We start from the raw sequence: 10,459 nt of genomic DNA on the forward strand, positions 1-10,459 counted from the left end.
GGCTGACCTCCCGGGCTTTTGTCCCGCCGTGGAGCGGCCCCGGGGTGGGTGCGGTGGGGCCGCCTGCACCTCTCGGACCAGACCCGTGACCGGCGGAACCCTAGGTGCGCCTCACGCTCTCGGTGAGTCCCCCTCAGTGGACTCCCGCGGTGTTTCCCCGGGGTTAACAGCCTGTTCCAGTCCGCTTACCCCGGCCGCCGCGCCCCGGTCCGGCGCACGTAGGGTCGTCTCATGAGTGCTGTCGCAGTTCTCGGAACCGGGCTCATGGGCGCGCCGATGGCGCGCAACCTCGTCAGGTCCGGCATGCAGGTCAAGGTGTGGAACCGCAGCAGGGACAAGGCCCAGCCCCTGGAGGCGGACGGCGCGGTGGTCGCGGGCTCCCCGGCCGAGGCGGTCGAGGGCGCGGACGTGATCGTCACGATGCTCAGCGACGGCGACGCCGTGCACGACGCGGTCTCCGGCGCCGCCGCCGGGCTACGGCCCGGCCAGGTGTGGGCGCAGATGAGCACGGTCGGCATCGAGGCGGTCGGGCGGCTGGCCGCGCTGGCGGACGATCACGGGCTGACGTTCGTGGACGCCCCGGTGCAGGGCACTCGCCAGCCCGCCGAGCAGGGCAAGCTGGTCATCCTCGCGGCCGGCCCGCAGGCGGCCAGGCAAGCGCTGGAGCCGGTCTTCGGCGCGCTCGGCCAGCGTACGCTCTGGCTCGGCGAGGACGGCGCGGACGGCGCCAGCACCAAGCTCAAGATGGCCACGGTGAGCCTCGGCATCTCGCTGACCGCCGTCGTGGCCGAGGCGCTCTCCCTGGCCCGGGGCCTCGGGCTGGACCCCGACCTGGTGCGGCAGGTGGTCACCGGCGGGCCGATGGACAACGCCTACTTCCAGGCCAAGTCGAAGGCCATCCTGGAGGGCGACTTCACGCCCAGCTTCACCGTGCGCAACGCCGAGAAGGACACCCGGCTGATCACGGCGGCGGCCGAGTCGGCCGGGGTCAGCCTGGACCTGGTGGCCGCCGCGGGTGAGCGCTTCCGCCGCGCCGAGGCCAAGGGCCACGGCGACGAGGACATGGCGGCCACCTATTTCGCGAGCTTCTAGAGCTGGTCGACCTCCGCGAAGGAGCGCCCGCCCGACAGCTTGGCGTAGCCGGGCCCCCGGTCGAAGAAGCGGTCGGCCGGGGGCCGCAGGCGGGCGCGCAGCTCGGCCGTGCCCCGCTCGTCGATGCGGTCCCCGTCGAGGACCACGCCATAGTCGCCCAGCGCGCCGGCGATCGACACCTTCCCGTCGCGTACGTCGGCCGCCACCGCCCGGGGGTCGCGGTCGTACGGGGAGCCCCAGCCGCCGCCCCCGGTCGTGCGAATCCTGATCACCTCGCCGGCCTGCACCGGGTGGTCGTCCACCAGCCCTTCCATCTCCTTGCCCGCGATCTCGACGCGGAAGGGCCGCCCGGCCAGGCCGCCGTTGACGCCCCAGCAGGACAGGATCGAGCGGTCGGCGATCGACATGTACGACGCGTCGCGCAACATCCGGATGTGCTTGTCGTAGCCGAGCCCGCCCCGGTACATCCCCGGCCCGCCCGAGTCGCAGGCCAGCGCCAGCCGCTCCACCCGGAACGGCCAGCGCGCCTCGGCGAACTCCACCGGGATGTTGCGCGAGTCGGGCACCACGTGGATGGTGTCCTCGCCGTCGGCGTACCAGCGCCCGCCGGAGCCGCCGCCCAGGACCTCGCGCATCAGGTACGGCATCCCGTCGGCGTCGGTGCCGTGGACCCCGGTGTAGCGGATGGTCTCCTGGTCGGCGGGCATGCGGCCGCCGGTGGCCTTGGCCAGGACGCCCGCCAGGACGCCGAGCAGGCGCAGGATGACGAACGTGCGGGCGTTGGTGGGCGCGGGGAAGACCGGGGTGAGCAGGGTGCCCTTCTCCGGGAAGATCATCTTGATCAGCGGCACGACGCCCTCGTTGACGTCCAGCTCCGCCATGCGCTCCGGCGTGTCGGCCAGGTTGCGCAGCACCGGGGCCAGCCACTTCTTCAGGAACACCCCGTCGGAGTAGTCGCCCGCGTGGTTGATCGGCCCCTTGGCCTGCGGCGACGTGCCGGTGAAGTCGATCGTCAGCGGCATGTCCAGGGCGTGGTCCACGGTGAGCGTGATGCGCTGGGCGTGCAACCGGGGCTCGTCCACGCCGTCGTGCTCGGCGTAGTCCTCCCACACGTACGTCCCCTCGGGGATCTTCGCCAGCAGCTCCCTGCGGAACGTCTCGGTCGTCTTGTCGATGATCGCGTCGAAGCACTCCTCGACGGCCTGCTTGCCGTACCGCTCGAACAGCTCGCCCAGCCGCCGCGCCCCCATCAGGCAGGCCGAGCACTCGGCGTCGAGGTCGCCGGCCAGCGAGTCGGGCATGCGGGAGTTGCGGGTCATGATGCGCAGCGCGGCCTCGTTGGGCACGCCCTCGTCCCACAGCTTGATCGGCGGCACCATCAGGCCCTCCTCGAACACCGAGCGGGCGTGCGAGGGCATGGAGCCGGGAACGGCCCCGCCGATGTCGTCGTGGTGGCCGAACGCCTGGACGAAGGCCACCACGGAGCCCTCGTGGAAGACGGGCACGGTGACGCACAGGTCGGGCAGGTGGCCGATGCCGCCCTCCGACAGGTAGACGTCGTTGTGGAAGTAGACGTCGCCGGGCTTCATCGTCTCGACCGGGAAGTCGCGCACGACCGGCTGGACGAGCGCGCTGTAGGAGCGGCCGGTGAGCTTGCGCAGGCGTACGTCGTGGATGCCCGCGCGGAAGTCGTGCGCGTCGCGGATCATCGGCGAGCGGGCCGTGCGGGCGATGGCCGTCTCGACCTCCTTCTCGACGGAGGCCAGCGTCCCTTCGACGATCTCCACCAGGATGGGATCAGTCACGACTTATCTCCACATTTCCGTATTCGTCGACCTTGGCGGTGAAGCCGGGGTGGATGGGGATCGTCGAGCCGTACTCCTCGATCACCGCCGGGCCCTTCACCGTGGCTCCGGGGCCGAGCGCGGCCCGCTGGTGGACCGGCGTGTCGCGGGTCTCGTCGAAGTGCACGGGACGGACCGAGGTGGCGCCCTCCCCCGCCTTCTCCAGCCGCCGGATGGTGGGGCGCTTGATGGGTCCGATGCCGGAGACGCGCAGGTTCACCCATTCGACGCCGTGGCGGGGGTCGTCGCGGTAGGCGTAGCCGTACAGCTTCTCGTGGGCGTCGTGGAAGCGCGAGACCACCTCCGCCTGCCAGTCCTCGTCGATCTCGCCGGCGGGGGCGGAGACGCGGACCTCGTACGCCTGGCCGTAGTAACGCAGGTCGGCGCTGCGCTGGTAGACCGGGTCGTCGAAGCCCTCCCGGTCGAGGGCCTCGCCCGCCTGATGCTCCAGGTCGTGGAAGATCTCGACGGCCTTGCCCAGCGAGAGGTCGCGGGTGACGTACGTACGCACGTAGTCGTTCTTGACGTCCACCGTGAGCAGCCCGAACGCCGAGACGTTGCCCGGGTCGCGCGGGACGACGACGGCCGGCAGGCCGAGGATGTCGATCAGCCGGCACGCCAGCAGCGGCCCCGACCCGCCGAACGTCACCAGCGGGAAGTCCCGCACGTCGAGCCCTCGCTTGACGGTGAGCTGCCGGATCGCGTTGCTCTGGTTGAACGCGCTGATCTCCAGGATCCCGGTCGCCGTGCGCTCCGGGGTGAGGCCGAGCTTGTCGGCCAGCGCCTGGATGCCGGTGCGGGCCGCGTCGGCGTCCAGCGGGATCTCCCCGCCGAGCAGGTGCGGCGGGATCCGGCCGAGGAACACGTGCGCGTCCGTCACCGTCACCTCGGTGCCGCCCTTGCCGTAGCAGAGGGGGCCGGGGTCGGCTCCGGCGGACCTGGGCCCGACCTTGAGCGTGCCCTCCGGCGAGATCCACGCGACGGAGCCGCCGCCCGCGCCGACCGTGATGATGTCGATCATCGGGATCTTGCAGGGGTAGCGGCCGATCTCGCCCTCGGTGGTGATGGAGGGCTCGCCCTCCATCACCACCGCCACGTCGGTCGAGGTGCCGCCGCCGTCCAGGGTGATCACCGACCGGTGGCCGGCCGTCGAGGCGATGAGCGCCGCGCCGAGCGCCCCCGCCGCCGGGCCGGACAGGACGGTGGTGATGGGCTGGTTGACCACCTCGCGGGCCGACAGGACGCCGCCGTTGGACTTCATGACGGAGAACGGCATGCCGAGCCGGTTGGTCAGGTTGGCGATGTAGCTGCGCATGGCGGGCTTGACGGCGGCGTCGACCAGGGTGGTGACCGAGCGCTCGTACTCGCGGTATTCGCGCAGCACGTCGCTCGACAGCGAGATCACCGCCTCCGGGTGCTCGCGCCACAGCACCTCGCGCATGCGGCGCTCGTGCTCCGGGTTGGCGTAGGAGTGCAGGAAGCAGACCCCGATCGCGGTGATCCCCTTGGCCCGGAACCAGCGGGCCACCTCCACCGCCTGCTCCTCCGAGAACGGCCGCACCTCCGCGCCCAGGTGGTCGAGCCGCCCTCCGACGGTCTTCACCTGGTGCACGGGCACGATCCTGGGCGGCTTGACCCAGAAGTAGGAGTTGCCGTAGCCGTCGGGCACGCTCTGCCTGGCGATCTCCAGAATGAACTCGAACCCCTCGGTCGTGATGAACCCGAGGTTCTGGATCCGGTCTTCCAGCAGCTGGTTCGTGTCCACCGTGGTGCCGTGCACGATGGAGCCGACGTCGAGCCGGCCCAGCTTCTCGATGCCCGCGAGGAACCCGTCCGCCGGGTTCGCGGGGGTCGAGGGGGTCTTCGTGGTGAGGATCTCACCGGTCTCCTCGTCCACCGCCACGACGTCGGTGAACGTTCCTCCGGTATCCACTCCGATACGGACGCTACGCATGGCTCCTCAACTTCGGCGACGGCCGAGCACTTCGTCGATGACTCGGGGCGCGTTGGTCGTGCCGACGTAAGCGGCCAGCCGCACCACCATCTCCTGCGATCTGGCCAGCTCGGCCTCGACCCTGGCCTTACCCGACTGCCCCGCCTGCACCCCGAAGTAAGCCCCGATAATGGTACCGATCACCCCCGCCACACCGGCGAACAGTGGGGCGAACTCCCCAGTGGCGAACACAGCGGCCCCGAACGCGACCAGCACCGCGACGATGCCCGCCACCACGACGAGAAAGCCGTAGCGCCACTGGGTGGCATCGGCCTGGGCCGCCGTGAGGTCGTCCTGCTTCATCATCGCGTCCAGCGCCGGCGGCGGGGACGTCGGTTTGTCGGTGACCACAGATTCCTCCTGTAACTCCAGGGGAGAAATGTCCCACGAGGTCATGGAACAAGCCAAGCCACTAAGCTGGCCCCCCGTGACCGAACTGTCTGCCTTGTCTGCCGTGCCGTCCGGTGCCAGGGATGCCGTACTGAAGTTCTATTTCGGCCCCATGGATTGCGGGAAGTCCACGCTGGCGCTCCAGATGAACTACAACCACGGACGGCAGGGCCGGCGGGGCCTGGTGCTCACCAAGCACGACCGCTCCGGCGGGCCGAAGATCACCAGCCGGATAGGGCTCGGGCTGGAGGCGATCGAGGTGGTGGACTCCCTCGACCTCGTCCGGCTGGTCACGGCGCACGACCGCATCGACTACCTGATCTGCGACGAGGCCTGCTTCTACACCGTCGAGCAGATCGAGCAGCTCGCCGACCTGGTGGACGAGCACGGCGTGGACGTCTACGCGTTCGGGCTGGCCTCGGACTTCAGGTCGGTCATGTTCCCGGCGGCGCAGCGGCTGTTCGAGCTGGCCGACGAGGTGTGCCGGCTGCAGGTCGAGGTGCTGTGCTGGTGCGGGCGGCCGGGGCAGCTCAACGCCCGGGTCGTGGGCGGGACGATGGCGCGTACGGGCGAGCAGGTGGTGATCGGCGACACCGACGCCGCGCACGTGCGCTATCAGGTGCTCTGCCGCCGCCACCACCGCTCGGGCAGCCTCGGCGAAGGCACGGCCGTCGCCCTGCGGCCGAACCCGTAGCCGAACCTGCAGCCGAACCTGCGACCAGCCCTGCGACCAGCCCTGTGGCCGGCGGCGGGCGGCCTCCAGCTCTAGCCGGCGGGGGCCCGCACCAGGCGCTCCAGGACGTCCTTGAGCAGCCGCGCGTCCTTGTCCGGCAGCACGGCCAGGAACGCCGCCTCGGCCGCGTCCACGGCGCGCGTGGCCTCCGCCAGCGTCTCGCGGCCGCGCCCGGTCGGCTCCACCATGTTCTTGCGCCGGTCGCCGGGGTGCGGCCGGCGCCCCACGAGCCCCTTCCGCTCCAGCGCGTCCACCAGGGCGACCATCGTCGTCCGGTCGATCCCCAGGCGCTGGGCCGCCTCGAGCTGGGACAGCGGCTCGGGCGCGCCCAGCACCGACAGCACCGCGAACTCGCGCCCGTCGATCCCGTACGGCTCCAGCGCCGGGCCCGTCAGGTCTGCCAGGCGCAGGTTGGCGTGCTTGAGCAGGTATCCAAGGCGGCGTTTCGACACCCTGCGATTCTCCCACCGGACGGGGATCAGACCGCGCAGTATCCGTCGTCGTCACACCCGTCCGCCGGGGCGGCGAGCTGGGTGATCGGCGTCTGCCCGGTCCGCTCGGCCACCTCGTCGATGGCGGCGGCGAAGGCGTCCTCCGGCTGCGCCCCCGACACGGCGTATTTCCCCTCGAACAGGAACAGCGGCACCCCGCTGACCCCGAGCGACCGCGCCCTGGCGAGCTGCTCGCGCACCTCCTCGGCGCCCTCTCCGGAGTCCCGCACGCCCACCTCGGCGGCCAGCTCGGCCAGCACCCCGGCGTCGGCCACGTTGCGGCCCTCGGTGAAGTACGCGCGGAACAGCCGCTCGGCCATCTCCAGCCCGAGCCCCTGCCCCGAGGCCACCTCGATGAGGCGGTGCGCCTCGAACGTGCCCGCGTTCACGGCCTTGTCGTAGTCCAGCTTCAGCCCCTCACCGGCGGCGGCGGAGACGACCCGCTCGACCATCTGCCGCGCGTTGGGCCCGAACTTGCGCTCCAGCTCCGGGATCAGCGACCCGCCGCCCTCGGCGGGCGCGTCGGGGTTGAGCTGGAACGGCCGCATCGTCACCTCGATCGTGCCGCCCTTGGCCCGGAACCGGTCGGCGGCCCTGGCGAACCTGGCATGCCCGATGTAGCACCAGGGGCATACGACGTCGGAGAAAATTTCCACCTTCATGTCCGGGGACAACCCATCCCGGCCGGCGGAGATTCCTAGCCGGCCGCCAGTTCCTCCAGCCGGTACGGCAGGTAGGCCGAGTCGTCCACCAACGCGGACGCTCCCCGCCACCACCCGAACCACTCGCCGCTGCGCCACATCCAGTCCACCCGCTCGATGGCGGCCACCACGTCGCCCACCGTCTCCCACCGCTCGCCGAGCTGCTCGCGGGAGGCGCCGTGGCGCATCGCCCACGCCCGCAGGATGCCGACGGCGGCGGACGGGACCTGGCGCGCGTAGGGGTCGGGGTTCTCCCCCGGCAGGCGGTGGGGGCCGAGCCCGGCCGCCACCCCCCAGCTCCACTGCGCCTCGGCGGGCCGCGAGTAGCGCAGGGACTGGAAGTCCAGGTTGGAGCCGAGATCCTCGTCGGGCCGCCGGGTGACGACCGCGTCGAGCCGCCCTCCGGCGTCGAAGTGCACGACGAGCCGCTGCCCGGGCTTGACGCCCGGCGGCAGCTCGAAGCGGTCCTCGGCCTGCCAGGAGTTGAGGTCGACCTGCGCGACGGCCGCGCCCCACAGCTGGTCGGCGGCGTCGTCGGAGATCCAGGCGGCCAGCATCTCCAGCGCGGTCAGGTCGGTCCACGGCTCGATCGCGACGGCCGTGCGCACCACCTCGTCGGGCGGGGGCAGCTTGCCGCCCCTGGACGTGGTCCACCAGCCCTCGCCCAGCTCGCGGGTGCCGACCAGGAGCGCGGCGATGGCGGCCAGCTCCGCCGACCGCCTGGTGAGCGAGGCCCCCAGGGCCAGCTCGAGCGTGCGGTCGGTGCGGTCGTCCCCGAGCACGGGGCGCACGTCGCCGATCAGCATCTCGGCGGTCGGGCGCTCCTCACCCAGGAGGTTGCGTACGACTCGTCTGGCCTCGGTTCGTGCGTCTTCAGCATGTGCCTGCCGCATACCGCCACGCTACGCCCGGAGATCCTTTTCCGCGAGAGTCCGTGCCGCCATCAACCTCAGGCGCTCCGGCGGCGCGACCCCCGCCCGAGCAGCCAGCCCACCGCCGCCCCGGCCAGCGCGACCCCCGCGCCCATGCCGAACGAGGCCAGCATGACCCACGGGCGCGTCTCCGTGGGCCGCTTGGCGGGCCGCTCGAACACCGCCTGGCCCTGCTCCGGGCGGGCCACCGCCGCGCCGGAGGACACGGGGGTCACCTCGGCGGGCGCCCGGAGGTGCTCGTCGACGGCCGAGAAGAACTCCCCCGCCGTCCGCTTGGCCACCGAGCCCAGCATCCGCTGCCCGACCCCGCCGATCATGCCCCCGATGACCGCCTCGGCGTCGTAGTCCACCCGCGTGCCGCCCTCGACCTCGCTCAGCCGCACGAGCACGGTGGCGTCCACGGTCCCCGGCGCGCCCTGTCCGCGCGCCTTGAGCGTGAAGCTCTCCGGCGCCAGCGGGTCCGTCAGCGCCACCTCCCCCTGGTAGACGCCCTTGACGGAGGCCACCCCCGCATTCACCGTCATGCGGTACGTGTCCGGCCCCGTCTCCTCCAGCCGCTCGCACCCGGGGATGGTGCGCACCAGCACCTCCGGATCCCGGAGCGCCGCCCACACCCGATCCCTGTCCACGCCGATCACCGCACTGCCCGCCACGTTCATGCCGACACTCTAGGCAGACGGGACCGGCCGGATAAGGGCAACACCTGCCAGAGGCGGGCGCGGTTCGCGGATCGGGTCCGCCCAACGGCGTACGGACCCATCAGCCCGGCGGGTGACGCGCCGGGCCGCGTTCCCGGGGCATTCTCGACATCCAGCAACCAGCAGCACGGGGATGTGACCAAGCTCGCACCCCATTGCTCTACAGGCTGTAGTACTACTACAGGTAGATGTACTACAGCGTGTAGAGCTGAGGAGTCGACGGGGAAGATGGACGCACTTGACCTTGCGCGGTGGCAGTTCGGGGTGACCACCGTGTACCACTTTCTGTTCGTGCCCTTGACCATCGGTCTCGGGATCTTCGTGGCCGGCCTGCAGACGGCCTGGCACCGCACGGGCAAGGAGCAGTACCTGAAGCTGACGAAGTTCTTCGGGAAGCTGTTCCTGATCAACTTCGCCATGGGCGTGGTCACCGGCATCGTGCAGGAGTTCCAGTTCGGGATGAACTGGAGCGAGTACTCCGTCTTCGTGGGCGACGTCTTCGGGGCGCCGCTGGCCATGGAGGCGCTGCTGGCCTTCTTCATGGAGTCCACGTTCCTGGGCTTGTGGATCTTCGGCTGGGACCGGTTGCCGAAGAAGGCGCACCTGGCGTGCATCTGGGCGGCGGCCATCGGGTCCAATTTGTCGGCCTATTTCATCCTTGCTGCGAACGCCTGGATGAAGCACCCGGTCGGCTACGAGGTCGTGGACGGCAAGGCCAGGATGACCGACCTGTGGGCGGTGCTGACCAACTCCACCGCGCTGGCGCAGGTCCCGCACGTGATCGGGGCCGCGTTCATCGTTGCGGGCGGGTTCGTGCTCGCGGTGTGCGGCTACTGGCTGCTGCGGACCCGCGTCGAGCGGGACCGGGCGATGTGGCGCGGCGCGGCCCGCGCCGCGCTGGTGATGACGGCGATCGCGGGGGCGGTCGTCGCGGGCACCGGCGACATGTCCGCCAAGCTCATGTACGAGCAGCAGCCCATGAAGCTGGCCTCGGCCGAGGGCCTGGAGCGCGACACGGCGGGCGCCCCGTTCAGCGTCGTCCCCGGCATCGAGATCCCGAACGTCCTGAGCTTCCTGTCCACCAACGACCTCAACGCCACCGTCCAGGGCACCGAGGACCTGCAGCGGCGCTTCGAGGAGCAGTTCGGCCCCGGCGACTACCGCCCCGACCAGACGATCGTCTTCTGGTCGTTCCGGGTGATGATCGTGTTCGGGCTGGCCACGGTGGGCCTGTCGGTGCTCGGCCTGTGGCTGACCCGGCGCAGGCGGCCCTTCCCCGCCTGGCTGTCGCGGGCGCTGCTGCTCGCGCTGCCCCTGCCCCTGATGGCGGTGATCGCCGGGTGGCTGCTGAGCGAGATCGGCCGCCAGCCGTGGACGGTCGCGGGCGAGCTGCTGACGGCCTCCAGCGTGTCGCCGGGCGTGAGCCTGGCCGAGGTGGCCACCTCGCTGACGATCTTCACGCTGCTGTACGGCGTGCTCGCCGTGGCCGAGGTCGTGCTGCTGGCCCGGCACGTCCGCAAGGGCGTCGAGGAGCCGGCGCCGGCCCCCGCGGCCGAGCGGCTCGAGCCGTCGCTGATGTACTGAG

The 10,459-nt window shown here is 71.4% G+C and carries 10 protein-coding genes and 1 riboswitch; of the genes, 3 read left to right on the forward strand and 7 right to left on the reverse strand.

The window, feature by feature from the left end; genetic code table 11:
* Positions 1-5: 5 nt before the first annotated feature.
* A riboswitch (guanidine-I (ykkC/yxkD leader) is annotated at positions 6-115 on the reverse strand.
* A gap of 116 nt (positions 116-231) precedes the next feature.
* On the forward strand, positions 232-1,092 hold the full coding sequence (locus ACBJ59_RS40830; RefSeq protein ID WP_375115481.1) for an NAD(P)-dependent oxidoreductase: 861 nt from the start codon (positions 232-234) through the stop codon (positions 1,090-1,092).
* Here ACBJ59_RS40830 and ACBJ59_RS40835 read toward each other — a convergent pair.
* The 3 genes from ACBJ59_RS40835 to ACBJ59_RS40845 are packed head-to-tail and all read right to left on the reverse strand — an operon-like array spanning position 1,089 to position 5,325.
* Positions 1,089-2,897 carry a hydantoinase B/oxoprolinase family protein gene (locus tag ACBJ59_RS40835; protein WP_375115482.1) on the reverse strand — a complete coding sequence of 603 codons (1,809 nt, stop codon included), beginning with the start codon at positions 2,895-2,897 and terminating at the stop codon, positions 1,089-1,091. The genes ACBJ59_RS40830 and ACBJ59_RS40835 overlap by 4 nt on opposite strands.
* Positions 2,890-4,890, reverse strand: coding sequence for a hydantoinase/oxoprolinase family protein (locus ACBJ59_RS40840; RefSeq protein ID WP_375115483.1), 2,001 nt, complete (start codon positions 4,888-4,890; stop codon positions 2,890-2,892). The genes ACBJ59_RS40835 and ACBJ59_RS40840 overlap by 8 nt, the downstream gene beginning before the upstream one ends.
* A gap of 6 nt (positions 4,891-4,896) precedes the next feature.
* Positions 4,897-5,325 carry a hypothetical protein gene (locus ACBJ59_RS40845; protein WP_364132484.1) on the reverse strand — a complete coding sequence of 143 codons (429 nt, stop codon included), beginning with the start codon at positions 5,323-5,325 and terminating at the stop codon, positions 4,897-4,899.
* A gap of 31 nt (positions 5,326-5,356) precedes the next feature.
* On the opposite strand from ACBJ59_RS40845, the gene ACBJ59_RS40850 reads away from it, so the two are divergent.
* The gene (locus tag ACBJ59_RS40850; RefSeq protein ID WP_375115484.1) at positions 5,357-6,013 is read left to right on the forward strand and encodes a thymidine kinase; all 657 of its coding nucleotides are present in this window, start codon (positions 5,357-5,359) and stop codon (positions 6,011-6,013) included.
* Positions 6,014-6,084: 71 nt separating this feature from the next.
* Here the strand turns inward: ACBJ59_RS40850 and ACBJ59_RS40855 are convergent, their stop codons facing one another.
* The 4 genes from ACBJ59_RS40855 to ACBJ59_RS40870 are packed head-to-tail and all read right to left on the reverse strand — an operon-like array spanning position 6,085 to position 8,835.
* The gene (locus ACBJ59_RS40855) at positions 6,085-6,504 is read right to left on the reverse strand and encodes a MarR family winged helix-turn-helix transcriptional regulator (RefSeq protein ID WP_375115485.1); all 420 of its coding nucleotides are present in this window, start codon (positions 6,502-6,504) and stop codon (positions 6,085-6,087) included.
* A 26-nt stretch (positions 6,505-6,530) separates the two neighbouring features.
* Positions 6,531-7,205 (reverse strand): DsbA family protein, encoded by a 675-nt coding sequence (locus tag ACBJ59_RS40860; protein WP_375115486.1) that lies wholly within the window; start codon positions 7,203-7,205, stop codon positions 6,531-6,533.
* Between the two features lie 35 nt (positions 7,206-7,240).
* The gene (locus tag ACBJ59_RS40865) at positions 7,241-8,137 is read right to left on the reverse strand and encodes a hypothetical protein (protein ID WP_375115487.1); all 897 of its coding nucleotides are present in this window, start codon (positions 8,135-8,137) and stop codon (positions 7,241-7,243) included.
* A gap of 56 nt (positions 8,138-8,193) precedes the next feature.
* Positions 8,194-8,835 carry a carbon monoxide dehydrogenase subunit G gene (locus tag ACBJ59_RS40870; protein WP_375115488.1) on the reverse strand — a complete coding sequence of 214 codons (642 nt, stop codon included), beginning with the start codon at positions 8,833-8,835 and terminating at the stop codon, positions 8,194-8,196.
* Positions 8,836-9,102: 267 nt separating this feature from the next.
* Here ACBJ59_RS40870 and ACBJ59_RS40875 point away from each other — a divergent pair, with 267 nt between their 5' ends.
* A complete protein-coding gene (locus ACBJ59_RS40875; protein ID WP_375115489.1) occupies positions 9,103-10,458 on the forward strand; it encodes a cytochrome ubiquinol oxidase subunit I in 1,356 nt (451 codons plus the stop codon).
* Position 10,459: the final 1 nt, after the last annotated feature.

Source organism: Nonomuraea sp. MTCD27 (genome assembly GCF_041950495.1).
In the GTDB taxonomy this organism is placed as follows: Bacteria; Actinomycetota; Actinomycetes; order Streptosporangiales; family Streptosporangiaceae; genus Nonomuraea.